The sequence below is a fragment of the Duganella flavida genome, assembly GCF_009857445.1.
GTDB lineage: Bacteria > Pseudomonadota > Gammaproteobacteria > Burkholderiales > Burkholderiaceae_D > Rugamonas > Rugamonas flavida.
Genome location: NZ_WWCN01000006.1, coordinates 300,660 through 323,494, shown reverse-complemented (window position 1 = coordinate 323,494; position 22,835 = coordinate 300,660). Strand labels below are relative to the sequence as shown.

Genomic DNA, 22,835 nt, shown 5'->3' with positions numbered 1-22,835 from the left:
AAGCGTGCGCCGTCTTGGACGGCGCACATTACATATATATAGAAGGAACTCACTATGTCGCTGTCCTGGGACGAAGAGGCCGCACCGGCCAAACAAGCAGTTAACCAAGCCACGCTGGCCACCTCCGAGGGCAGCGCTGAACAAGTCGCGTTGCGCGTCAATGCCGATGACAAGCGCATCATCAACGGCAAAACCGACGTGAATCAGCTGGTGCCGTTCAAATACAAATGGGCCTGGGACAAATACCTGGCCGGCTGCGCCAACCACTGGATGCCGCAGGAAGTGAATATGCAGCGCGACATCGAGCTGTGGAAGAACCCGAACGGCCTGACCGACGACGAGCGTCGCCTGGTGAAGCGCAACCTGGGCTTCTTCGTGACCGCCGACTCGCTGGCCGCCAACAACATCGTGCTGGGCACCTACCGCCACATCACCGCTCCTGAGTGCCGCCAGTACCTGCTGCGCCAGGCGTTTGAAGAGGCGATCCACACCCACGCCTACCAGTACATCGTTGAATCGCTGGGCCTGGACGAGCAAGAGATCTTCAACGCCTACAACGAAGTCAAATCGATTCGCGACAAGGACGAGTTCCTGATCCCGTTCATCGACACCCTGACCGACCCGGCCTTCACCACCGGCACCGTGGAAAACGACCAGAAGCTGCTGAAATCGCTGATCGTGTTCGCCTGCCTGATGGAAGGCCTGTTCTTCTACGTCGGTTTCACCCAGATCCTGGCGCTGGGCCGCCAGAACAAGATGATGGGCGCTGCCGAGCAGTACCAATACATCCTGCGCGACGAATCGATGCATTGCAACTTCGGCATCGATCTGATCAACACCATCAAGATGGAAAACCCGCTGCTGTGGACTCCGGCCTTCAAGGAAGAGATCAAGCAGCTGTTCCAGAAAGCGGTGGAACTGGAGTACGCCTACGCTGAAGACACCATGCCACGCGGCGTGCTGGGTCTGAATGCTGCCATGTTCAAAGGCTACCTGCGCTTCATCGCCAACCGCCGTGCCACCCAGATCGGCCTGGAAGCGATGTTTGACCAGGAAGAGAATCCATTCCCATGGATGAGCGAGATGATCGACTTGAAGAAGGAACGTAACTTCTTCGAAACCCGCGTCATCGAGTACCAGACCGGCGGCGCGTTGAACTGGGATTAATCCCCGTCAGCCCCGAGTACCAAGCCCCGCATCGCGGGGCTTTTTCTTTTTAGCGGACCGACTGCTCTATATATGCAGCCAGTGCCGGACTGTGCTCGTCGTGAGTGAGGGCGGCGAGGTAGCCGTCGGGGCGGAGCAGGGCGATGTCGCCTGGTGTCAAGCCGTAGGCGGTGCGTAGATGGCCTTGATGGTCGCGTAAGGCGGCATGCTCGCCGATGGTGATGATGCGGAGTCCTCGGCGCGGCGTGAACGCTGGCGAGCCGCTCGCTTCATAGCGCAGCATAATCCAATCTCCCGATTTCAATAGCGAAAACAAACGGCATGGCTGTCCGCCAGCGCCGCGCATAGGAGCGTCCGGTGCGCGGTAGCCGGCGCGTAGCAGCGCATCGTCGCCGCGCTCGTCGAGTGACAGCGAGGACGCCGGATAGCCGAGGTCCAGCTGCTGCTGTTCGCGCCCGCGCCGCAGGTCGCCGCGTTCGCGGGCGGCGTCGAGCAGGCGGGTGGACATGCCCAGCATCTCGGCGGCTACTTCACGGCGCTCTTCTTCATAGGTGTCGAGCAGCGCGTCATCGGCGCCGCGCAGGACGGCCGCCAGTTTCCAACCCAGGTTCCATGCATCCTGCACGCTGGTGTTCAGACCTTGCCCACCCGTTGGCGGATGCACGTGCGCTGCATCGCCAGCGAGGAAGGCGCGGCCTACTCGGTAGCGCGTTGCTAGCCGTGCGCTCATCGCGTAGTCGGAGCGCCAATGTACAGCGTGGACTTCGATGCCATCGCACCCGGTGCGGTCGGTGATGGCTGCGCTGATGCTGGCGTCCGACAGATCGAACTCGCCTTCCAGCGGTATCGGCATCTGCAGCTGGAACAGCGTGGTCCCCTGCAAAGGGCATAAGCTAATTTGCCCAGTGCCTTTACCCCAGCGATGCCACACCTCGCGGGTCAATCCGCTGAGCGTGAGGTCGGCCACCACCGCGCGGGCGCCCAGCGACTCGCCGGGAAAATCCACGCCCAGCGTTTTGCGCACGAAGCTGCGGCCACCATCGGCGCCGACCAGATAGCGGGCGCGGATCGCTATCTTTCCTTCGGAGGATGACACGTGCGCGGTGACGCCGCCGCCATCCTGTTCAAATCCCAGCAGCGCGTGGCCGTAGTGCGGCGTATGTCCCAGCTCCGCCAGCCGTTCGCGCAGGATGCCTTCGGTCAGGTGCTGCGGCAGCATCAGCGGCTCGCCGTACGGTTCCGAAGGCGTGGCGGCGGTAGCGGCGACGGAGACTTCATCGCGGTAGCTGCCATCGGCCGCGTAGTGGCGCTGCGACGGATAGCGTCCGCCGGCAGCGATCATGCGGTCGGCCATATCCAGCGCTTCGAAGATCTCCAGGGTGCGTGACTGGATGCCTTTGCCGCGTGAACCGCCGAACGGTTCACTCACTTGGTCGATCAAAATGAAGTCCACATTGCGGCGCGCCAGGTCGATCGCCAGTGTCAGGCCGGCCGCGCCGGCGCCGCAGATCAGAATATCAGTGTGCATGCTGCTCTCCTATGTATGTGTATTTTGCACATATTATTCCGGTCCAAAATCCGTGTCAATAACTATGTGTATAATGCACATATGAATAAAGATATTCGCGATTTGCATGACGCGCTGCTCGACATCATCGGCTTCATGAGCCGCCCCGAGCCAGACGTCGAACTGATGTCCGAGATGGCCATGCCACTCGAGCGCGCGCTGCTTCCTCTACTGGTACGCATCGACCGGCGCGGTCCGATCGGCGTGGTGGAGTTGGCCGATCTGGTGGGGCGCGATTACACCACCGTCAGCCGGCAGGTGGCGCGTCTCGATGAACTGGGACTGGTCGTGCGCCGCGCCGGCACCCGCGACAAGCGTGTGCGCGAAGCGGAAGTGACGGAGCTGGGACGCGAGATGGCCGACGCCATTGACCGCATGCGCGAAGAGATCGTCGGTGAGCTGATGGCCGATTGGAGCAGCGCCGAGCGCCGCGATCTCGCGCGACTGCTCAAGCGCATGGCCGCCGGCATGAACGACTGGGTGGCGCGCCGCAAACTAGAAGACGACGAGTAGATCCTCCAGCACTTCAAACGCCGCCTGCATCCACTTGCCTTAACGTCGATTTACACCTCCACACTCGCACGCCATCGCGTTCGAACACGCCTACTAAAACGCAGCGGCGGTGCGGTCTCGCGCCGTATTCCGCTTGCTATTCGCCTTACTCTGTCTCATAATCGCGACGAATTAAAAACGTCGAGCAGCGACGACGCGCGAACCGCGCGCAAGCGCTCTCGGATTCGGAAGCGGGTGACGCGATTTGCCAGCCGATTTTGGCGGCGTCAAAGAAACCCAGCCAGCATAAGGCTTACTTTGAAGTGTGATTTCCCGGCGCGATGCGCGCGGCACTTTCCGAACCCGATGGAGCGAGCGTGAAGTGCGCGCGGCGAAGCAGCCGGGCAGTTTGAATCGGGATGCATGCGCGAGTTAGCGCACGGTGAACGTAAAAAAAGCGCGTGAATCTCTATCGTGCCGGTTGCGCACCGACAAGGTTTTCGTGTACTTTACGAACTTGAAAATGCGTGTTTTAAAAAGTGCGAAAAAATGGAAGACGCACCACGCAAAGATGACCGCGATACGGGACACTGATTCAAACAGATATGCACAAGACCACGTCGTTTTTGTTCAACCGCCTTGCCTGATTCAATTCAGGCTGGGCGGTTTTTTGTTTGAAAACAAAAAACGAGTCGTGGCTGCGACGCAGGTTTCAGGAGCTGAGGATACGCCCGGACCACCGCAAAGCGTCGCGACAAGATTAGTATCCACACGCCGCTCCGGCCTCGGACGGCGGGTGGATCGATGGCTGAAGCGCTGCACTTGTGAGGAGATGCAGCAGTTCAGCTAGTGCCGAATTCATTAGCGCAAACGGAGTACGGTTTGCGCCGATGAATAATTCGCCTGGCCCACCTGGGTTGGACGGGTTTAAATCTTGTAAACGAATTTTTTCCCATCCCCGATGAAGGAGAACTAAACATGGCAACCGCCGCAAAGAAACCAGCAGCTAAGAAAGCTGCTCCAGCCAAGAAACCAGCAGCAGCGAAAGCCGCCGCTCCAGCAAAAAAACCAGTAGCCGCTAAAGCTGCCGCTAAACCAGCAGTGAAAAAAGCCGCTGCTAAACCAGCCGCCAAGCCAGCAGTGAAAAAAGCTGCAGCGAAACCAGCAGCGAAACCAGCTGTGAAAAAAGCCGCCGCTAAACCAGCAGTGAAAAAAGCTGTAGCTAAACCAGCAGTGAAAAAAGCCGCTCCAAAAGCAGCCGCTAAACCAGCTGTGAAAAAAGCCGCCGCTAAACCAGCAGCGAAAAAAGTCGTCGCTAAAGTAGCAGCTAAGCCAGCAGCGAAAAAAGTAGCCGCTAAACCAGCAGCGAAGAAAGCCGCTCCTAAAGCAGCCGCTAAACCAGCAGCAAAAAAAGTAGCCGCCAAGCCAGCAGCCAAAAAAGCCGCTCCTAAAGCAGCCGCTAAAAAAGCCGCTCCAAAAGCAGCCGCCAAGCCAGCAGCAAAAAAAGTAGCCGCTAAACCAGCCGCGAAAAAAGCCGCTCCTAAAGCAGCCGCTAAACCAGCTGCCAAGAAAGTCGCCGCCAAGCCAGCCGCTAAGAAAGTAGTAGCTGCCAAAAAACCAGCAGCGAAAACGGCAGCCAAACCGGCTGCAAAGGTAGCGGCTAAGCCAGCAGCAAAAAAGCCAGTTAAAGCAGCTGCGAAGCCTGCAGCTGCTAAACCTGTCGCCGCTAAACCAGCAGCAGCGAAAAAGCCAGCCGTAAAAAAAGCCGCAAAGCCAGCCGCTAAGCCAGCGGCCGCTCCGGTCGCCGCCGCACCAGCAGCAGCTCCAGTAGCCGCCGCAGCGCCAGCTCCAGCAGCTAAGCCAGCAGCAAAAAAAGCAGCCGCTCCTAAAAAAGCAGCCGCTCCGAAGAAGGAAGCCGCTAAGCCAGTAGCAGCAGCCAAGCCAGCAGCAGCACCAGCTGCCGCCGCCGCACCTGCCGCTCCAGTCGCCGCTCCTGCAGCGAAAACTGTACTGGCTCCGGCCGCCGCATGGCCGTTCCCAACCAGCACTCGCCCTTCCTAAGTCTTAAACGCTTAGAAGCCTGCTGAGGCAATGGCCGCTGTGTGAGACAATCACACAGCGGCTTTTTTATTGGAGGGGATTCGTGCTCAGTATTCTTAAGTTGATTGTCGATGCCATCGCCACGCTGTTGGGCGGTGCTTTGCTGTTGCGTTTCTGGATGCAGGTGATCCGTGTGCGGCCGCCGTCGTCGGTGGCGCAGTTCACGTTCCAATTGTCGGACTGGCTGGTGCGCCCGTTGCGCCGCATCGTGCCGGGTGTGGGCGGTTATGACTGGGCCAGTCTGATCGGCGCCTTCCTGATCGTGCTGGCGGCGACTTCGGTGCTGTTCTTTGCCGGATGGTCCGGGCCGATGGTGCTGCTGATGGCGTTCCAGCGCTTCCTGGAGTGGATTTTGTACGGCTTTATGGCCTTGCTGGTGGTCGAGGCGATCTTCAGCTGGGTGAACCCGCATGCGCCGCTGGCGCCATTCGTGCGCGCGCTGAACGAGCCTATCCTGCGACCGATCCGTCGCGTGGTGCCGCTGGTGGGGAGTTTGGATCTGTCGCTGCTGGTGGCTTTGATCCTGCTGCAGATTGCGCAGCTGTTGTTAGGCATGGCCTTCAGCGGCCGATAATTAAAAAGCCCCGCAGTGCGGGGCTTTTTTTATAGCTTAGAAGCGGTAGCCGAAGGCTGCTTCGAACTTGTCCGCGATCTCTGCGGCGGTGAAGCTGTGGTTCTGCGCACCCTTGTGGGCGATCTTGATGGCGCCCAGCAGGCTGGCCAGGCGGCCGGTGGTCTCCCAGTTCCAGCTATTGGTGATACCGAACAGCAGGCCGGCGCGATACGCATCGCCGCAGCCGGTTGGATCCAGCGCTGCTTCAACCTTCACGGCCGGGATCTCAATCTTCTGGCCCTTGGTGTAAATCTCCGAACCCTGCTCGCCACGCGTGATGATCAGCGCTTCCACGCGGCCGGCGATATCTTCCAGCGACAGGCCGGTACGTTCGACCAGCAGTTCGATTTCGTAATCGTTGGTGGTGACGTAGGTGGCTTTGTCGATGAAGGCGATCAGCTCTTCACCATTGAACATCGGCAGCTGCTGGCCCGGATCGAAGATGAACGGGATGTTCAGCTTGGACAGGTCTTCGGCGTGCTTCTTCATGCCCAGGTGGCCGTCCGGCGAGATGATGGCGATGCGTGCCGCGCCAGCCTTGGCTACTTCGTTCTCGTGCGCGTACGACATGGCGCCCGGGTGGAAGGCGTTGATCTGGTTGTTATCCTGGTCGGCGGTGACGAAGCACTGGGCGTTGTATGCGTCTTCCTTGATCAGGATGTTGTCGGTGGCCAGACCCAGCTTGCGGAAGCGCGCCATGTAGGCGGCGTTATCCTGCCCCATCACGCCGACGATGCGCGGTGCGCCGCCCAGCAGCATCAGGTTGTAGGCGATGTTCGGTGCGCAGCCGCCGAACTCGGTGCGCATGGTCGGCGCCAGGAAGGACACGTTCACCTTGTGCAGCTGGTCCGGCAGCAGGATGCTGTCGAAGCGGTTAGGGAATTGCAGGATGGTGTCGATCGCGATCGAGCCGCAAATCAAAGAGGTCTGGGTCATGATAGTTCTTTATGGGTAGAAGACTGCGATGTGATAGCCGGATGCTTTTAGGTCGTGAAGTTCAAAGTACAGTTTAACGGCTTGTTCGGTGTGCGGGGCAAATCCGTGCTCAACCGCGATGTCGGCGTGCAGGTAGTCGCGTGGCGTGAACACGCGGCGCAGCACGTGCTTGTCCTTGTCGTCGTCCAGCACCAGCTCGATCGATGGCCAGGCTTGCGCGGTGGCGCTCTGGTTGCGCAGCAGGGTGGTGAAGGAGAACGCGGTGTCGCTCAGGGTTTGCAGTTCGCCTTGCTCGATGGTGAGGTCGTCGATTTGCGTGGGCAGTTCGATTTTGCAGCCCAGCGTCTGGCAGGCAGCGGTCAGGACCGGCTTCAGCGGCGGCATGGCTGCGGCCAGCGAGTTGCGGAAGGTGGTGACGGCTTGGGCCAGCAGTGCAGCCACCAGCAGCACCGAGCCGAGGCTCATGAAGATGGTGGTGGCTTTGCCGAATTTCTGGCGCTGGCGGTCGCGCGTGACGAAGCCTGGTTCTTCCGGTGCGGCTTGTTCTTCGTTGGCCGGCGCGAGACCGTCGTCGGCCTGGGCGTGCAGGTAGGCGTGGGCACGCTCGGCCTGGGCTTCGGCCAGGCCGCCGCTTGAGAGTTGTACCAGCGCTTCTTCGTCGGCGTCGTCGAATTGATCGGCGAGCGTTGGACTGGCAGGGGAGGCTGGTGGTGCGAGCGGCGGCGCGGCCGGCTCGGAGGCGCGGACGTCGGCATCGTCCGATGCGTTGTCGTCGGCAGGAGCGGTCGCTGCGGCTGCGGCAGGCTGCTCGGCCTCGGCGGCATCGATGGCGTCGGCGGCAGCGGCGAGGGCGGTGCCGAGGCCGGGACCGGCGCCGGCTTGCGGTTCGTCGTCCAGCGATGGATCGTCCCACGTCGGCTCGATGCGGCCGCCGGACATGTTGGCGAAGGCATCGTCGGCGCTTGGCAGGCCGTCGCCGTCGTGCTGAACGTCGGCCAGCGTTTGCTCCATGGCCGACAGTTCGGCTTCGAGCGCGGCTTCGAGCTCGTCTTCGCTCATCTCTTCCGCGCCCAGGATGTCTTCCAGCGGCGCGGCGCTGACTGCCGGCTCGCTACTGGCTTCCAGGTCAGGCTCGGATTCGATATCCAGATCGAGGTCGAACAGGGCGTCGGTATTGGCCGGCAGGAGCGCTGGTTCAGCAGGTAGCGGAATCGTCGCCGTCGTTACAGGAGGCTCAGGCTCAGGCTCAGGCTCAGGTTCGGCTTCCACTTCAAGCGTGGGCGCTTGCTCGGCTGGCAGCTCGTCGAGCACGTCATCGAGTTCCAGCACCGGCTCGGCGTCGTCGGCGTGCAGCACTTCAGCGGCGCGCGTATCGAGCGCGGCCATTTTCTGGTCGAAGGGAATAGGGGGAGGGAGCGTGGCAGGCGGCTCCAGCAGGGCCGCGTTGCCATCAAAGACTTCATTACAGGAGCCACAGCGGACTATGCCCCCACGTAATTTCAACTGGTCATGAGCGACCCGAAATACCGTGTTGCAGTGGGGGCATTTGGTGGCGAGCGCCATTGCCGGGCTTAACGTGCAGCCGGGACAGTGTCGCTACCAAGGCGGCCATGCAGCGCCACCCAGCCTTCTTGCTCGGCCCATACGCCCAGCTTGATGAACGGTGCGTAAGCCGCAGCTACTTCTTCCGCCTGGCGCGCCAGCACGCCCGACAGGATCAGCGCACCGCCATCAGCCACGCGGCCCGACAGCATTGGCGCCATCAGTTTCAGCGGGCTGGACAGGATGTTGGCCACTACGATATCAAAGCGCTGCGTCGCATGCTTCGACTCGGCGAAGCTATCCGGCAGGAAGAACGCGATCTCGCAGTGGTTGCGGGTGGCATTGTCAGCCGCCGACTCAATCGCTTGCGGATCGATGTCTACGCCCACCACTTCGCCGGCACCAACCTTCTTGGCGACCATCGCCAGGATGCCGGAGCCGCAGCCGTAGTCGAGCACGGTCTTGCCGGGCGCTGGATTGGCTTCCAGCCACTCCATGCACAGGCGGGTGGTCGGATGGCTGCCGGTACCGAAGGCCAGGCCCGGATCCAGTTCCAGGATCAGCGCATCCGGATTCGGCGCTTCGTGCCACGACGGCACCACCCAGATGTTCTTGCCGATCGGGATAGGTGCGAATTGCGATTGGGTCAAACGCACCCAGTCCTGCTCCTCCACCTTGCGGGTGGTGAACTTCGGCAGGGTGGTGAGGCCGATCTGGCCGGCCGCCGCCGCAACGATCACGGCCTGGTCGTCATCTTCGTCGGTCAGCGCGACGACGCGGCTGTGATCCCACGCAGCTTCGGTAGGTTCCATGCCCGGCTCGCCGAACAGCGGTTTTTCCGCGTCGGTGCCTTCGTCCGCGTCTTCCACGGAAACCGACAAGGCGCCCACATCCATCAGCGCCTCGGAGAGGGCCTCGGCGTGGTCACGCGCGATTTCGATGACGATTTCAGTCCAGCTCATTTGTTACCCTTTGTTGCTCAAGCTCAGTTTGTGCAGGTCCGGCATATCGGCCAGCTTCTGTTCAAGATAGTGAATATTGGTGCCGCCTTCAATGAAACGGGCATCAACCATCAGCTCGCGGTGCAGCGGGATGTTGGTTGAGATACCTTCGACTACCATTTCCGACAGGGCGATTTGCATGCGGCGGATCGCCTGCTCACGGGTCGCGCCGTAGGTAATGACCTTGCCGATCATCGAATCATAGTGCGGTGGCACATAATAACCCGCATACGAGTGCGAGTCGACGCGTACGCCCGGACCACCCGGCACGTGCCAGGAAGTGATGCGGCCTGGCGACGGCGTGAATTTGAACGGATCTTCCGCATTGATACGGCACTCGATCGAGTGGCCGGACAGCATCACGTCGCGTTGGCGGAAGCGCAGCTTCTCGCCGGCGGCGATGCGGATCTGTTCCTGCACGATGTCGATGCCGGTGATCATTTCGGTGACCGGGTGTTCCACCTGCACGCGGGTGTTCATTTCGATGAAGTAGAACTCGCCGTTCTCGTACAGGAATTCGAAGGTACCTGCACCGCGGTAGCCGATTTTGCGGCAAGCTTCCGCGCAACGCTCGCCGACTTTTTCGATCAGCTTGCGTGGGATGCCTGGTGCTGGTGCTTCTTCGATCACCTTCTGGTGGCGGCGCTGCATCGAGCAGTCGCGTTCGCCCAGCCAGACGGCGTTTTTGTGTTCGTCGGCGAGGATCTGGATTTCCACGTGGCGTGGATTTTCCAGGTACTTCTCCATGTAGACTTCCGGATTGCCGAAGGCGCTACCGGCTTCGGTCTTGGTCATTTGCACTGCGTTGATCAGCGCAGCCTCGGTATGCACCACGCGCATGCCGCGACCGCCGCCGCCGCCGGCCGCTTTAATGATGACCGGATAGCCGACCTTGCGGGCGATCTGCACGATGGCTTTCGGATCGTCCGGCAGTGCGCCTTCCGAGCCCGGCACGCATGGCACGCCGGCTTTGATCATGGTCTGCTTGGCAGTCACCTTGTCGCCCATGATGCGGATCGATTCGGAACGCGGGCCGATGAAGACGAAGCCCGATTTTTCCACGCGCTCGGCGAAGTCGGCGTTCTCCGACAGGAAGCCGTAGCCTGGGTGGATTGCTTCGGCGTCGGTCACTTCAGCGGCGCTGATGATGGCCGGCATGTTCAGGTAGCTCAGCGACGATGGCGCTGGACCGATGCACACCGATTCATCCGCCAACTTCACGTATTTGGCGTCTTTGTCTGCTTCCGAGTGGACCACAACCGTCTTGATACCCAGTTCGCGGCAAGCGCGCTGGATACGGAGGGCGATTTCGCCACGGTTAGCAATAAGGATTTTTTCAAACATGATAGGTTCGCTATGTCTGTGAGCGCCGCGAAGTAGAACTCTTCTTCAGTGGCTGCGTCAGGTGAGGAGGAAAGCGGACCAAGAAGGCGCGCCCGTCGCCGAAGGGGAGGGCGCTGGCCGTTCTTAGCCGATCACAAACAGCGGTTGGCCGAATTCGACCGGTTGGCCGTTCTCGACCAGGATCTGGGTGATGGTGCCGGACTTGTCGGCATCGATTTCATTCAGCAGCTTCATCGCTTCGATGATGCACAGGGTGTCGCCTTCCTTGACCACGGCGCCAACTTCCACAAACGCTGCCGCGCCTGGCGCCGACGAACGGTAGAAGGTGCCAACCATCGGCGATTTCACCACGTGGCCGGTCGGTTCTGCGGCAGCGGCTGCAACTGGAGCGGCGGCGACAGGTGCTGCACCAGCAGGGGCAGGGGCGTGGTACTGAGGAATAGCTTGCGGCTGCATCATCACCATTTGGTTTTGCGCGATGGCGGACGACTTGACGATGCGAACTTTGCTTTCGCCTTCGGTCACTTCGAGTTCGGCGATGTCCGATTCTGCGACCAAATCAATCAAGGTCTTCAGCTTGCGTAGATCCATGTAACCCCCAGGAATATCTTGTGTGTGTAAAAATGCGCGCGGATCGCGTAGGTTATCGCTTTTTAAGAACAAAGTCGATGGCAAACCGATATCCTTCGATACCCAGTCCGCAGATAGTGCCTATTGCAATCGCGCTCAGGAATGAGTGGTGGCGAAACGACTCGCGTTGGTAAATATTCGAAATGTGCACTTCCACAAACGGGATGGCCACCCCTGCCAACGCATCGCGCAGGGCGACACTGGTATGGGTCAAACCGCCCGGATTGATGACGATGGCGTCCACGCCTTCCGACTTGGCTGCGTGGATGCGGTCGATCAGTACACCTTCGTGGTTGCTCTGGAAGCAGGACAAGCTCGCACCCGCTGCCTGGGCCTGTGCCTGGGCAGCGTGTTCGATGTCGGCCAAAGTGCTTGCGCCGTAGACCTCAGGCTCCCGGGTGCCCAGCAAATTCAGGTTGGGTCCGTTGAGCAGTAGGAGGTTTTTTGCCATGATTCTTGAGCCTTCTCCGCGAAAGATCCGCATTTTGACGCCAACTGCGGACATTTGGCAAGAGAAAAAAACTTATGAATTTATTTACAGACTTGCTAAATCTTTGCGCAGCTCGTCGAATTTCAGTCGGCCGAGGTAGGTCTTCTTGACCTGGCCGTCAGCGCCGATCAGGACGGTGAAGGGCAGGCCGCCGCCGGCGTTGCCGAACTGGCGCGACAGCTCGGTGCCGCTCATGCCGGCCACCAGCACCGGGTAGGTGATCTTGTATTTGTCGCTAAATTCCGCGATATTTGTTGGCGAATCAATACCAATGCCGATAACTTGCAGCTTCTTGCCTTCTTCTCCTGAGGCCAGCGCCGATAGCTCCGGCATCTCCTGGACGCATGGTCCGCACCACGGGGCCCAGAAATTGACCAGCATGGCCTTGCCTTTATATTGCGCCAGCGTGGTGGCCACGCCCTTGGCATCCGGCAGCGTTTGCTTGAACAATTCGTTCACCGGGCCGGTCACGCCGGCCGGCTGGGTAGCCGTCAATGGCGCGACTTGCGGTACATTTTGTTTTTGATAGCCGAGGTAGGCGCCGGATGCTGCGAAGATCAAACCGACAACAATATAGGCTTTCAGGTGTTTTGGATTCATGGTGAGGGTGGGGTACTGTGAGTGCTGTTAACTAATAGGGCGCGTACGGCGGCAATATCGGCCCGGGCCAGTTTGCCGTCGCTGCGGGTTTTGACGGCGCCGCGCAAATCGTCCAGCTCATATAAAGCAGCGTGCACGCCTTCCTTGTGCCACATGAAGCTGACCGTTTCGACCATGCCATAGCGCGGCCCTTTAAAGTGCGGCGTTTCCGAGATGTCGATTTGCAAATTACGGTTCAGCAGGAAGATTTCCACCTCTTTGGCGCTGTCGGCAAACAGCTGCAGATGGATGTCGTCGTGCGGACCGGCTGTGCCATTTAATACTGAGCCAGTTAAGAAGGGCTGAAAGCGCTCCAGGCCTTCCATGATGTCGACCGCCAGCGTGCGCAGGCGGAAGACGCGGGCTGGCTGGGTGTCGGCGTGGAATAGCGACTGGTAGATGCGCACTTCCGCTTCGATCTGCGCGTTATCCGGCAGCAGGTTGAGCGGCGGTTGCGTATCGCCGAGAATTTGCTTGGCCGCCTTGCGCTTGGCCGTGTTGTAGTCGGCCCCGTCTTCGGCGATCAGGCGTGCGGCGGCCGCCGCAATCTCGGCACGCAGGAGCTGGAGTTCGTCATTAACATTCGGCGTCATGGACGAGATAATACTCTGAACCGGGAAAAGCGCGGCGGGTCGGGTAAAATCCTGTATTCGTTAGCCCGCGCGCGTCATCCCCGCGCAGGCGGGGATCCATACTGAGCATGCGTTCTATGGATCCCCGCTTGCGCGGGGATGACGGCGCGGCTGTTCACATGTCGTCTAATTATTTATGCACATTCACATCCTCGGTATTTGCGGCACCTTTATGGGCGGCCTGGCCGTGCTGGCCAAAGAAGCGGGTCACCGCGTCACTGGCTGCGACGCCAACGTCTATCCACCGATGAGCACACAGCTGGAAGCGCAGGGCATCGAATTGATCCAGGGCTTTGGCCCGGAACAGACCGCGCTCAATCCTGACCTGTATGTCATCGGTAACGTGGTCACACGTGGCAATCCGCTGATCGAGGAAATCATGAATCGCGGCCTGCCGTTCGTGTCGGGACCGCAGTGGATCGGCGACCATATATTAAGAGACAAATGGGTGCTGGCCGTGGCCGGCACGCACGGCAAGACCACCACCTCGGCCATGTTGACCTGGATCCTGGAAGACGCGGGCTACGCGCCGGGCTTCCTGATCGGCGGCGTGCCGATGAACTTTGGCGTATCGGCCCGCATGCAGGGTGATAAGGATTCGATCTTCTTCGTGATCGAAGCGGACGAGTACGACACCGCTTTCTTCGACAAGCGCAGCAAGTTCGTGCACTACCATGCCAAGACCGCCATCCTGAATAACCTGGAATACGATCACGCCGACATCTTCCCCGATCTGGGCGCGATCGAAACCCAATTCCACCATCTGGTGCGCACGGTGCCGGGCATAGGCCGCGTCGTTTTCAATGGCGATGAAGATTCGCTGCAACGCGTGCTCAAGCGCGGCTGCTGGAGCGAGAAGGAAAGCTTCGGCCGCAGCGAGGGCACGGATTGGACGATGAACGAGCACGATGACGGCACGTTCGATGTTATCTTCAAAGGCGAAGTGGCCGGCCGCGTGGAGTGGCAGCTGACCGGCAAGCATAACCGCGCCAACGCGCTGGCCGCGATTGCCGCCGCCCGCCACGTCGGCGTGCCGGTCGCGCAAGCGGCCAAGTCGCTGGCGGCCTTTGAAAGCGTCAAGCGCCGCATGGAAGTGCGCGGCGTGGTCAACAACATCACCGTGTACGACGATTTTGCCCACCATCCAACCGCGATTGAAACCACGGTCGGCGGCCTGCGCCAGAAAATCGGCAAGGACACCCGCATCCTGGCCGTGCTGGAGCCGCGCTCCAACACCATGAAGCTGGGCGCGATGAAAGATGCGCTGCCGGGCAGCCTGAAAGATGCTGACCTCGTATTCGGCTACGGCATTGAAAAAACGCTGGGCTGGAGCGTGGGCGCCGCCCTGTCGCCATTGGGCGATATCGCCAGCGCTTATGAAGACATCGACACGCTGGTGGCTGCCATCGCCAAGGCCGCACAGCCGGGCGACCAGATTATTGTGATGAGCAACGGCGGCTTCGGCGGCATCCACGACAAGATCCTGAAAGCGCTGGCGTAATGATCCTGTACCTGCACGGCTTCCGCTCCTCGCCGAGCTCCATGAAAGCCCGCGTGGTTGGCGAGCGCATGGCGGCGCTGGGCCTGGCCGATCAAGTGATCTCGCCGCAGCTGCCGGCCTCGCCCAAGCTGGCGATGGAACTGGCGCTGTCTTTAATAGAGGGCATTCCGGCGGACGAGCTGAGCATCATCGGCTCCTCGCTGGGCGGCTACTACGCGACCTGGCTGGCCGAGCGCATCGGCTGCAAGGCGGTGCTGCTGAATCCAGCCGTGGTGCCGAGCATCAACCTCGACAAACACGTCGGCGTAAGCACGCAGTACCACTCCGACCAGCCGTTTGAATTCAAGCGCGAATATATAGACGAGCTGCACGCGCTGGCAGTGCCCAAGATCAGCAAGCCGGAGCGCTACTTCCTGATCGCCGCCACCGGCGACGAAGTGCTGGACTACCGCGACATGCTGGCTCACTATCAAGGCGCACAGCAGCACGTGATCGAAGGCAGTGACCACGCCATCTCCGAATTCCCGCAATACGTGGATTCGGTGCTGGCCTTCTGCGGCGTCGGGGCGCAGGCTTGAGCGCGCCGCCGCGCAGTGCCTCGCTGCGACAGGCGCAGTGGCAGCCGCATGTGCTGGCGCTGAACCCGCCGCCGGCCTACGTGCCATGGCTGGTGGAAGGTGGTTCGCTGACCGCGCGCCTGAAAGCGCACAGCGACAGCTTTCGCGTGCAGTGCCTGCATCAGCGCACCGCGATCTGCCTCAGCGATGAGGCGGTGGCGATCGGCATGCATCATCGCGGCCGCGTCTGGGAAAGGGAAGTGCTGCTGAGATGTGATAATACGCCCGTGGTGTTTGCACACACGGTGGTGCCGATGTCGGCCAACGCCAACGATTGGCCGCTGTTCAGCGCGCTGGGCGAGCGTTCGCTGGGCACCACGCTGTTTGGCGATCCGCTGGTGCGGCGCGGTGTTTTGGAATTTGCAAGATTGCGGGAAGGGCATCCTTTGGCGTTGCGTGCACGCGCGGCGCTTGGCGAAAATGCTCCTGACGCACACATATTATATGCACGGCGCTGTTTATATCAGCGCCGGCAAGGTACCCTGCTGGTGACGGAAGTGTTCCTCCCTTCTGTCCTGGAACTGATAACAACGAGTAAAAACAAACGATGAACGTATTTTTTGAAGAGTCCGGCGATTTCAAGGTCGGCAGTGTGATGACGCAAGCCGGCGAGGCCTATCAAGTCGAGATGGCCAGCGGCAAGCGCACCAAGGTCAAGACCAAGGACGTGCTGCTGCAGTTCGACAAGCCGTCGCCAGCCGAGCTGATGGAGCAGGCCAAGGCCATCTCCGCCGACATCGACCTGGAATTCCTGTGGGAAGTCGCGGGCGAGGAAGAGTTCGGCTTTGCCGAGCTGGGCGCAGAATATTTTGGTCATGCGCCGCAACCGGCCGAAGCGGCTGGTCTGATCCTGAGCCTGCATTCATCGCCGGTCTACTTCTACAAGAAGGGCCGTGGCCGCTACAAGGCTGCGCCCGAGCAGTCGCTGCGCGCGGCGCTGGCGGGCATCGAGAAAAAGAAACAGCAGGCGCTGATTCAAGCCGGTTACGTGGAAGAGCTGAAAGCCAACAAGCTGCCGGAAGCGATGCAGAACATCGTCATGCAGCTGCTGTTCAAGCCGGACAAAAACGGCATCGAATACAAGGCGCTGGAAGCGGCCTGCAACGAGCTGCACACCAACCCGCAACGCCTGATGCTGGCGGTGGGCGGCGTGCCGTCGCCGAAGCAGCTGCACATGGCCAAGTTCCTGTTTGAGAATTTCCCGAAAGGCGCAGGCTTCCCTGACGTACCAGTGCCGGCCACGCCATCGGGCTTGCCGCTGGCTGATGTCAAAGCCTTCTCTATCGATGATGTGACCACCACCGAGATCGACGACGCGTTCTCGGTCACCCATCTGGCCGATGGCAACGTCAAGGTCGGCATCCACATTGCTGCGCCGGGCCTGGGCATCAAGCCGGACGACGCGGTCGACAAGATGGCGCGTGCGCGCATGTCCACCGTCTACATGCCGGGCGATAAAATCACCATGCTGCCGGACGCGGTGGTGAATGCCTTCACGCTGGCCGAAGGCAAGACTTGCCCGGCACTGTCGCTGTACGCCACGCTGAATCCGGCCGACTGGTCGGTGATCTCCAGCGAAACCCGCGCCGAGATGGTGCCGATCGCGCACAACCTGCGCCACAACGATCTGGACGATCTGGTCAACGAAGCAACCCTGGCCAGCGGCGAGGGCGACTATCCGCACAAGGACGACCTGTGCCTGATCTGGAAATGGGCACAAGTGCTGGAAGCGGCGCGCATGGTCAAGCGCGAAGCGTTCGGCCTCAAGCCGGAACAAAATAACCGCGTGGACTACAACTTCTACGTCGAAGACGACGTGGTCAGCGTCACCCGCCGCAAGCGCGGCGCGCCGCTGGACAAGATCGTCGCCGAACTGATGATCTTCGCCAACAGCACCTGGGGCAAGATGATGCACGATAACGGTGTGCCGGGCATCTACCGCAGCCAGGGCCGTGGCGTCGGCGGCTGGAACGCCAAGATGCAAGTGCGCATGCTGACCCACGCCGCGCCGCACGAAGGCCTGGGCGTGGACCAGTACGCATGGAGCACCTCGCCGCTGCGCCGCTACACCGACCTCGTCAACCAATGGCAGATCCTGGCCTGCGCCGAGAAGGGCGTGATGGCGCCGCTGGTCGCGCACTTCAAGCACAAGGATGCGGGCCTGTTCGCGATTGTGTCGCAGTTTGATGCGGCGTATGGCGCCTACGCCGATCACCAGTCGAACATGGAACGCTACTGGTGCCTGCGCTGGCTGGGCCAGGAGAATGCACGCCAGGTGGAAGCCGTGGTGCTCAAGGACGAAGTGCTGCGCCTGACCGATATCCCGCTGGTCATTCGCCTGCCGGGCATGCCGTCGGTGGCGCGCGGCGCGACCGTCAAGCTGGACATCCTGCGCTGGGACGAAGTGGACCTGACGGTGGAAGCCCGCATCCTCGAAATCCCGACCGACGCGGTGCCTACCGATGCCGAACTGGATGACGACGAGGAAGAGGAAAGCGGCCCGGTCGCCGATGCCGAAACCGCCGAGGAAAACACGGCCGAGAGCAGCGCTGTGCCGGCTGCTGATACGCCCGCAGCGTGATGTTCAATCCGCGTCCCAAAATTCGTGTCGTGCCCCTGTACGACGGCGAGAATCTGGTCATCGTCGACGACTTGCTGCGCGAGCCGCAACAGTGGGTCGAGCTGGCCAGGCAATCGCGCGCCGAGTTTTCCGATGCGGACCACAACTATTTTCCCGGTCCCGAATTGAATCTGCCGCCCGACATGGAGCGGGCGCTCGGCCAATTCATCGTCGAGCACGTGCGCAAGCCTTTGGACACGCGGCGCACCGACATGCTGGCCACGCGCCTGGCGCTGGCGACGCTGCAGCCATCGCAACTGCAGAACCTGCAACGGGTCTGTCACCGCGACACCGTGCCTCAGCCGAATCGGACGGGTACCGGCGCCATGGTGCTGTATCTATTTAACGATCCACGCCTGGGCGGTACCGGCTTCTTCCGGCAAAAATGCTCCGAGGCCGAATTCCACGACATGGTAGTACGCTCGGGCACGCTGGATCGCACCGGATTTTCGGCGCTGACCGGCGCCGGCGATGGCTACGCAGTGGCATCGGACCATTATTTCGAGAAGATCTACACGGCCGAGCCGGCGTGGAACCGGGCTATCTTCTACCATGGCACGGTACTGCACAGCGCCGATATCCACAGCCCGGCACTGCTGCGCGACGACGTGGACACGGGCCGGCTGACGGTCAATGCTTTCTTCAACCTGCGCCGCAACGCCGCCTGACGATGGAAGCCGCAGCCGTTCGGACTACCGTAGCAAATCGAGTAAAATCAGCGCACCGACCTGTTCCGACGTAACCAGAAACCTGCCAGCGTGAAGTCTTTTAAGGAAAATCGCCTGTTATACATCGCCCTCGCCATCTCGCTGATGGCGCATGGCGCTTTGCTGGCGATGCGCTTCATTGCGCCGACGCCGGCACCGGTGCAGGCCACCGATCCAGGGCTGGAAGTCATCCTCGTCAACGCCAAGCACAACAAGGCGCCGCTCAAGGCCGACGCGGTGGCGCAAGCCAATCTCGACGGCGGCGGCAATGCCGACCAGGGCCGCTCCAAGTCGCCCATGCCGGACATGCACAAGACCGAAATGGGCGACAGCGTCAAAGCCAGCAAGCGCCGCATTCGCGAACTGGAAGAGCGCCAGAAGAATCTCCTGACGCAAGTGAACTCGTCCTCGCAAGTGACCGCGCCGCCGATCACGGAAAAGGCCAAGCCTGATCCAACGCCAACCGGCACCGACCTGGTCGAATCGAGCAAGGCCATCGCGCGCCGTGTTGCGGAAATCAGCGAGACCATCGAAGAGCAGAACAAGCGTCCCAACCGCACGCAGATCACGCCAAGCACGCGCGGCGTCGGCTACGCGACCTATTACAAAACCATGCAAAAGCGCATCGAGGACATTGGTACGCTGAACTTCCCGAATGTGAACGGGCGCAAGCTGTATGGTCAGCTGATGCTGTCGATTCCGGTATTCCAGGACGGCACCATCTACGAAAAAGAAGGTGGCATCAAAGTCGAGCGCAGCTCCGGCAACCCGGCGCTAGACGAGGCGGCGATGCGCATCGTGCGCCGCTCGGCGCCGTTCGGCCGGTTCCCGCCGAATATGCTGTCGAGCGACAAGGATGATTTGTGGGTCATCATCACCACCTTCAAATTCACCCGCGACGACAAATTACAAGCCGACCTGAGCGGCGGAGGACGTTAATCATATGGACCGCTACTGCGTGTTCGGCAACCCGATTGCCCATAGCAAATCGCCCGAGATTCATGCTGCCTTTGCGGCGCACACCGGGCAAGACCTGCAATACGAACGCCGCCTGGCGCCGCTGGACGGCTTTGCCGACGCCGTGCGCGCCTTCATGGCCGAGGGCGGCAAGGGCGCCAACGTGACGGTGCCGTTCAAGCTGGAAGCAGTGAAGCTGGCGCAAGCGCTGACCATCCGCGCGCGCGCAGCCGGCGCGGTCAACACGCTGGTGTTCAGCGAAGACGGCATCATCGGCGACAACACTGACGGCGCGGGCTTGGTGGCGGACATCGTCAATAACGCTGGCGTGGCGATTACCAGCAAGCGCGTGCTGCTGCTGGGCGCAGGCGGCGCGGTGCGCGGCGCGGTGCTGCCGATCCTGGAACATCGCCCGGCGAAGCTGGTGATTGCCAACCGCACCGTGGCCAAGGCCGAGGAGCTGGTCGAGCAGTTTGCCGCGCTGGGCGGTGAGGGCGTGGTCTCGGCTTGCGGCTTTGCCGATATCGAGGGCGAGTACGACATCATCATCAACGGCACGGCGGCCAGCCTGAACGCGGAGCTGCCGCCGATCTCGCCGTCGGTATTTGCACCGGGCGCTTTGGCTTTGGACATGATGTATGGCGCCATCCCCACCGTATTTTTGCAGTTCGCCGCCGAGCATGGCGCACAGTTGCGTGACGGTTTGGGCATGCTGGTCGAGCAGGCTGCCGAAGCCTTCAGCCTGTGGCGCGGCGTGCAGCCGGCTACAGCCGATGTGTTGACTAGCCTGCGCGCCAAGCTATGAGCAAGTCTGCGGGCAAATGGCGCTGGGTGAAGTGGATCTTCATCATTCCTGTACTGCTATTCCTGGTGGTGCAGCTGTATTTCTTCTTGCAGATCTGGTGGTGGGTGGACCATAACCCGTCCATGACCAGCTTCATGCGCGAGCAGCAGTCGGCGTTGCAGGAGAAGAATCCCAAGGCCAATATCCAGCAGCAGTGGGTGCCGTACAACCGCATCTCGAATAACCTGAAGCGCGCCATCATCGCTTCCGAGGATGCCAACTTCTCCGACCACGACGGCGTCGACTGGGAAGCCATGCAAAAGGCCTACGAGAAGAACACCAAGAAGCACAAGGTGGTGTCGGGCGGCTCGACCATCACGCAGCAGCTGGCCAAGAATTTGTTCCTGTCCGGTTCGCGCAGCTATGTGCGCAAGGGTGAGGAGCTGATCATCACCTTTATGCTGGAGTCGTTGATGGACAAGGAGCGTATCTTCGAGATCTACCTGAACGTGGTGGAGTTCGGTACCGGCACCTTTGGCGCTGAAGCGGCATCGCGCCATTACTACGGCGTCAGCGCGGCCAATTTGAGCGCCATGCAGGCGGCGAAACTGGCGGTGATGCTGCCCAATCCGCGTTATTTCGACAAACACCGCGATTCCAACTATCTGGCCCGCCGCACCGGCGTGATTTTGCGCCGGATGGGCTCGGCCGACCTACCGTAATCCGGGCTTTGCGGGTACACTTGCGCTGTTTCCAGAAGGCGCGTGTACACATGATTAATGTTTTCGTTCTCCAGAATGGCCGGCTCAACCAGGTTCCTATCGACACGCGCGAAGACCTGGAAAAAGCTGAACCGGTCTGGGTCGACCTGACCGATCCGACGGACGAAGAACGGGCCTGGGTACGCACCATCTTCGGCGTGATCCTGCCGGGTGAGGACGAAGTCAAGGACATCGAAGCCTCGGCCCGCTACTACGAAGCGGAAAACGGCGACCTGCACCTGCGCACCGACTTCCTGCTGGAAGAAGAAGACGGCCCGTCGCGCATTGTGACGGTGGCGTTTATCCTGGCCCGCAAAATCCTGTTCTCGGTCCACACCGACGACCTGCCGGTATTCCGCCTGGTGCGCATGCGCGCGCGCTCGCGTCCCGGTTCGATCGCCGACTACATGGACGTGCTGCTTGACCTGTACGCCACCGATGCCGAGTATTCGGCCGATGCGCTGGAGGGTATCTACAAGCAGCTGGAAGAAGTCAGTAGCCGGGTGCTGCAAGAAAACGTTACCGACCAAGACGCTGCCGCCGTGCTGAACGCCATCGCGCATGAGGAAGACTTGAACGGCCGCATCCGCCGCAACATGATGGACACCCGCCGCGCCGTCAGTTTCCTGATGCGCGGCCGTCTGCTGAATTCGGAGCAGTTTGAAGAAGCGCGCCAGATTCTGCGCGATATCGAATCGCTGGATGGCCACACCTCCTTCCTGTTCGACAAAATCAACTTCCTGATGGACGCCACGGTCGGTTTCATCAACATTAACCAGAATAAGATCATCAAGATCTTCTCGGTGGCCAGCGTCGCCTTCCTGCCGCCGACGCTGATTGCCTCGATCTACGGCATGAACTTCAAGGGCTGGTTCCCTGAGCTGGACTGGGAGCTGGGCTACCCGTTCGCACTGGGCCTGATGGTCGCTAGCGCCATCGCCCCCTTCCTCTACTTCCGCCACCGTGGCTGGTTGAAATAAAAATTTCCACAAAGAATTGCGAATGTTACAATTGGTTTTTTACCAATTTCATCGGAGTTCTATTATGAGAAATCGTGTTGCCGTGTTGCTGTTGTCCTGCGTTGCTTTACTGTCGGGTTGCGCAACACCTCCGCAGCAAGCGATTTCCCTGTCGCCAGCGGCGCTGTCGGCGCCATCCGGCCGTGTTGGCGTGGCGATGAGCGTCATGCCCAAGGTGGACACGTCCTTCCCGGGCGCCGGTTGCCTGCTGTGCCTGGCCGCTGCGTCGATGGCCAACTCCTCGCTGACCACGCACGTGCAGACGCTGCCATCGAGCGATATGGCCCGCGTGAAAGCGGACATGGCTGATGCGCTGCGCAAGAAAGGCTACGACGTCACGGTGATCGAAGAAGCCATCAAGATGGACGCGATACCGCAGGCGAGTGGCAGTGCGCCGAATCAGCCGCGCAAAGACTTCTCCGCGCTGGCCAGTAAATACAAGGTCGACAAGCTGCTGGTGATCGATATTGCCCAGATTGGCGTGTCGCGCAACTATTCCGCCTACGTGCCGACTAGCGCGCCGCAAGGCCTGGTGCAAGGCACTGCCTACCTGATCAACGTGAAGAGCAATACCTACGAATGGTACCTGCCGCTGAACCACGCCCGCAGCGCCAGCGGCAACTGGGACGAGGCGCCATCGTTTCCAGGTCTGACCAACGCGTATTTCCAGGCCATCGAAGGCGCGCATGACGCCGTGCTGCAACCGTTCAATTAAA

Annotated in this window: 23 protein-coding genes and 1 pseudogene; 13 read left to right on the top strand and 11 right to left on the bottom strand. The window is 60.8% G+C overall.

What is annotated here, in order from left to right; translation table 11 throughout:
• Positions 1 to 54 precede the first annotated feature (54 nt).
• Positions 55 to 1,167 (top strand): ribonucleotide-diphosphate reductase subunit beta, encoded by a 1,113-nt coding sequence (locus GTP46_RS12135; protein ID WP_161006872.1) that lies wholly within the window; start codon positions 55 to 57, stop codon positions 1,165 to 1,167.
• A 49-nt stretch (positions 1,168 to 1,216) separates the two neighbouring features.
• Here the strand turns inward: GTP46_RS12135 and GTP46_RS12130 are convergent, their stop codons facing one another.
• Positions 1,217 to 2,695: an FAD-dependent monooxygenase gene (locus tag GTP46_RS12130; RefSeq protein ID WP_161006871.1), complete on the bottom strand. Its 1,479-nt coding sequence runs from the start codon at positions 2,693 to 2,695 to the stop codon at positions 1,217 to 1,219.
• A gap of 81 nt (positions 2,696 to 2,776) precedes the next feature.
• Here GTP46_RS12130 and GTP46_RS12125 point away from each other — a divergent pair, with 81 nt between their 5' ends.
• Entirely contained in the window at positions 2,777 to 3,247 is a 471-nt protein-coding gene (locus GTP46_RS12125) for a MarR family winged helix-turn-helix transcriptional regulator (protein ID WP_229258911.1), read from the top strand.
• 821 nt (positions 3,248 to 4,068) lie between these two features.
• On the opposite strand, the gene GTP46_RS12120 is transcribed toward GTP46_RS12125, so the two are convergent.
• On the bottom strand, positions 4,069 to 5,166 hold the full coding sequence (locus GTP46_RS12120) for a hypothetical protein (protein WP_161006870.1): 1,098 nt from the start codon (positions 5,164 to 5,166) through the stop codon (positions 4,069 to 4,071).
• 203 nt (positions 5,167 to 5,369) lie between these two features.
• Here GTP46_RS12120 and GTP46_RS12115 point away from each other — a divergent pair, with 203 nt between their 5' ends.
• On the top strand, positions 5,370 to 5,900 hold the full coding sequence (locus GTP46_RS12115) for a YggT family protein (protein ID WP_443093204.1): 531 nt from the start codon (positions 5,370 to 5,372) through the stop codon (positions 5,898 to 5,900).
• A 36-nt stretch (positions 5,901 to 5,936) separates the two neighbouring features.
• Here the strand turns inward: GTP46_RS12115 and GTP46_RS12110 are convergent, their stop codons facing one another.
• The 9 genes and pseudogenes from GTP46_RS12110 to GTP46_RS12075 all read right to left on the bottom strand — a co-directional run bounded on the left by GTP46_RS12110 (position 5,937) and on the right by GTP46_RS12075 (position 13,114).
• Entirely contained in the window at positions 5,937 to 6,875 is a 939-nt protein-coding gene (locus GTP46_RS12110) for a carbohydrate kinase family protein (RefSeq protein WP_161006869.1), read from the bottom strand.
• Positions 6,876 to 6,884: 9 nt separating this feature from the next.
• Positions 6,885 to 8,261 carry a DUF3426 domain-containing protein gene (locus GTP46_RS12105; RefSeq protein ID WP_371869650.1) on the bottom strand — a complete coding sequence of 459 codons (1,377 nt, stop codon included), beginning with the start codon at positions 8,259 to 8,261 and terminating at the stop codon, positions 6,885 to 6,887.
• A 108-nt stretch (positions 8,262 to 8,369) separates the two neighbouring features.
• A pseudogene (locus GTP46_RS30355) lies at positions 8,370 to 8,438 on the bottom strand (MJ0042-type zinc finger domain-containing protein); the annotation flags it as partial.
• Positions 8,439 to 8,446: 8 nt separating this feature from the next.
• Positions 8,447 to 9,379, bottom strand: a complete 933-nt coding sequence (prmA, locus tag GTP46_RS12100) for a 50S ribosomal protein L11 methyltransferase (protein ID WP_161006867.1) — start codon at positions 9,377 to 9,379, stop codon at positions 8,447 to 8,449.
• Between the two features lie 3 nt (positions 9,380 to 9,382).
• Complete coding sequence (gene accC / locus GTP46_RS12095; protein WP_161006866.1) at positions 9,383 to 10,762, bottom strand: acetyl-CoA carboxylase biotin carboxylase subunit; 1,380 nt, start codon at positions 10,760 to 10,762, stop codon at positions 9,383 to 9,385.
• 123 nt (positions 10,763 to 10,885) lie between these two features.
• On the bottom strand, positions 10,886 to 11,353 hold the full coding sequence (gene accB, locus GTP46_RS12090) for an acetyl-CoA carboxylase biotin carboxyl carrier protein (protein WP_161006865.1): 468 nt from the start codon (positions 11,351 to 11,353) through the stop codon (positions 10,886 to 10,888).
• Between the two features lie 52 nt (positions 11,354 to 11,405).
• Positions 11,406 to 11,843, bottom strand: a complete 438-nt coding sequence (gene aroQ / locus GTP46_RS12085; protein ID WP_161006864.1) for a type II 3-dehydroquinate dehydratase — start codon at positions 11,841 to 11,843, stop codon at positions 11,406 to 11,408.
• Between the two features lie 84 nt (positions 11,844 to 11,927).
• On the bottom strand, positions 11,928 to 12,482 hold the full coding sequence (locus tag GTP46_RS12080) for a TlpA family protein disulfide reductase (RefSeq protein ID WP_161006863.1): 555 nt from the start codon (positions 12,480 to 12,482) through the stop codon (positions 11,928 to 11,930).
• The gene (locus GTP46_RS12075) at positions 12,479 to 13,114 is read right to left on the bottom strand and encodes a hypothetical protein (RefSeq protein ID WP_161006862.1); all 636 of its coding nucleotides are present in this window, start codon (positions 13,112 to 13,114) and stop codon (positions 12,479 to 12,481) included. Before GTP46_RS12075 ends, GTP46_RS12080 begins: the two co-directional genes overlap by 4 nt.
• A gap of 175 nt (positions 13,115 to 13,289) precedes the next feature.
• Between GTP46_RS12075 and mpl the strand changes: the two genes are divergently transcribed.
• From mpl to GTP46_RS12025, 10 genes are all read left to right on the top strand, one after another.
• The gene (gene mpl, locus GTP46_RS12070; RefSeq protein ID WP_161006861.1) at positions 13,290 to 14,654 is read left to right on the top strand and encodes a UDP-N-acetylmuramate:L-alanyl-gamma-D-glutamyl-meso-diaminopimelate ligase; all 1,365 of its coding nucleotides are present in this window, start codon (positions 13,290 to 13,292) and stop codon (positions 14,652 to 14,654) included.
• Positions 14,654 to 15,232 (top strand): YqiA/YcfP family alpha/beta fold hydrolase, encoded by a 579-nt coding sequence (locus GTP46_RS12065; protein ID WP_161006860.1) that lies wholly within the window; start codon positions 14,654 to 14,656, stop codon positions 15,230 to 15,232. The genes mpl and GTP46_RS12065 overlap by 1 nt, the downstream gene beginning before the upstream one ends.
• Positions 15,229 to 15,822, top strand: a complete 594-nt coding sequence (locus tag GTP46_RS12060; protein WP_161006859.1) for a chorismate--pyruvate lyase family protein — start codon at positions 15,229 to 15,231, stop codon at positions 15,820 to 15,822. Before GTP46_RS12065 ends, GTP46_RS12060 begins: the two co-directional genes overlap by 4 nt.
• Positions 15,819 to 17,852: an RNB domain-containing ribonuclease gene (locus GTP46_RS12055; protein WP_161006858.1), complete on the top strand. Its 2,034-nt coding sequence runs from the start codon at positions 15,819 to 15,821 to the stop codon at positions 17,850 to 17,852. The genes GTP46_RS12060 and GTP46_RS12055 overlap by 4 nt, the downstream gene beginning before the upstream one ends.
• Complete coding sequence (locus GTP46_RS12050) at positions 17,852 to 18,559, top strand: DUF6445 family protein (protein ID WP_161006857.1); 708 nt, start codon at positions 17,852 to 17,854, stop codon at positions 18,557 to 18,559. Before GTP46_RS12055 ends, GTP46_RS12050 begins: the two co-directional genes overlap by 1 nt.
• Before the next feature lie 90 nt (positions 18,560 to 18,649).
• Positions 18,650 to 19,537, top strand: a complete 888-nt coding sequence (locus GTP46_RS12045) for a TonB family protein (RefSeq protein ID WP_371869640.1) — start codon at positions 18,650 to 18,652, stop codon at positions 19,535 to 19,537.
• Between the two features lie 4 nt (positions 19,538 to 19,541).
• Positions 19,542 to 20,360 carry a shikimate dehydrogenase gene (aroE, locus tag GTP46_RS12040; RefSeq protein ID WP_161006856.1) on the top strand — a complete coding sequence of 273 codons (819 nt, stop codon included), beginning with the start codon at positions 19,542 to 19,544 and terminating at the stop codon, positions 20,358 to 20,360.
• Positions 20,357 to 21,061 carry a monofunctional biosynthetic peptidoglycan transglycosylase gene (gene mtgA / locus GTP46_RS12035; protein WP_161006855.1) on the top strand — a complete coding sequence of 235 codons (705 nt, stop codon included), beginning with the start codon at positions 20,357 to 20,359 and terminating at the stop codon, positions 21,059 to 21,061. The genes aroE and mtgA overlap by 4 nt, the downstream gene beginning before the upstream one ends.
• A 50-nt stretch (positions 21,062 to 21,111) precedes the next feature.
• Positions 21,112 to 22,080 carry a magnesium/cobalt transporter CorA gene (gene corA, locus GTP46_RS12030; protein ID WP_161006854.1) on the top strand — a complete coding sequence of 323 codons (969 nt, stop codon included), beginning with the start codon at positions 21,112 to 21,114 and terminating at the stop codon, positions 22,078 to 22,080.
• Positions 22,081 to 22,144: 64 nt separating this feature from the next.
• Positions 22,145 to 22,834, top strand: coding sequence for a YajG family lipoprotein (locus GTP46_RS12025; RefSeq protein ID WP_202414239.1), 690 nt, complete (start codon positions 22,145 to 22,147; stop codon positions 22,832 to 22,834).
• Position 22,835 lies beyond the last annotated feature (1 nt).

Excerpts from the sequence above, each read along its gene's own strand:
- GTP46_RS12135 (WP_161006872.1), top strand. The coding sequence starts at position 55 with ATGTCGCTGTCCTGGGACGAAGAGGCCGCACCGGCCAAACAAGCAGTT.
- GTP46_RS12130 (WP_161006871.1), bottom strand. The coding sequence starts at position 2,695 with ATGCACACTGATATTCTGATCTGCGGCGCCGGCGCGGCCGGCCTGACA.
- GTP46_RS12125 (WP_229258911.1), top strand. The coding sequence starts at position 2,777 with ATGAATAAAGATATTCGCGATTTGCATGACGCGCTGCTCGACATCATC.
- GTP46_RS12110 (WP_161006869.1), bottom strand. The coding sequence starts at position 6,875 with ATGACCCAGACCTCTTTGATTTGCGGCTCGATCGCGATCGACACCATC.
- GTP46_RS12105 (WP_371869650.1), bottom strand. The coding sequence starts at position 8,261 with ATGGCCGCGCTCGATACGCGCGCCGCTGAAGTGCTGCACGCCGACGAC.
- prmA (WP_161006867.1), bottom strand. The coding sequence starts at position 9,379 with ATGAGCTGGACTGAAATCGTCATCGAAATCGCGCGTGACCACGCCGAG.
- accC (WP_161006866.1), bottom strand. The coding sequence starts at position 10,762 with ATGTTTGAAAAAATCCTTATTGCTAACCGTGGCGAAATCGCCCTCCGT.
- accB (WP_161006865.1), bottom strand. The coding sequence starts at position 11,353 with ATGGATCTACGCAAGCTGAAGACCTTGATTGATTTGGTCGCAGAATCG.
- aroQ (WP_161006864.1), bottom strand. The coding sequence starts at position 11,843 with ATGGCAAAAAACCTCCTACTGCTCAACGGACCCAACCTGAATTTGCTG.
- GTP46_RS12080 (WP_161006863.1), bottom strand. The coding sequence starts at position 12,482 with ATGAATCCAAAACACCTGAAAGCCTATATTGTTGTCGGTTTGATCTTC.
- GTP46_RS12075 (WP_161006862.1), bottom strand. The coding sequence starts at position 13,114 with ATGACGCCGAATGTTAATGACGAACTCCAGCTCCTGCGTGCCGAGATT.
- mpl (WP_161006861.1), top strand. The coding sequence starts at position 13,290 with ATGCACATTCACATCCTCGGTATTTGCGGCACCTTTATGGGCGGCCTG.
- GTP46_RS12065 (WP_161006860.1), top strand. The coding sequence starts at position 14,654 with ATGATCCTGTACCTGCACGGCTTCCGCTCCTCGCCGAGCTCCATGAAA.
- GTP46_RS12055 (WP_161006858.1), top strand. The coding sequence starts at position 15,819 with ATGAACGTATTTTTTGAAGAGTCCGGCGATTTCAAGGTCGGCAGTGTG.
- GTP46_RS12050 (WP_161006857.1), top strand. The coding sequence starts at position 17,852 with ATGTTCAATCCGCGTCCCAAAATTCGTGTCGTGCCCCTGTACGACGGC.
- aroE (WP_161006856.1), top strand. The coding sequence starts at position 19,542 with ATGGACCGCTACTGCGTGTTCGGCAACCCGATTGCCCATAGCAAATCG.
- mtgA (WP_161006855.1), top strand. The coding sequence starts at position 20,357 with ATGAGCAAGTCTGCGGGCAAATGGCGCTGGGTGAAGTGGATCTTCATC.
- corA (WP_161006854.1), top strand. The coding sequence starts at position 21,112 with ATGATTAATGTTTTCGTTCTCCAGAATGGCCGGCTCAACCAGGTTCCT.
- GTP46_RS12025 (WP_202414239.1), top strand. The coding sequence starts at position 22,145 with ATGAGAAATCGTGTTGCCGTGTTGCTGTTGTCCTGCGTTGCTTTACTG.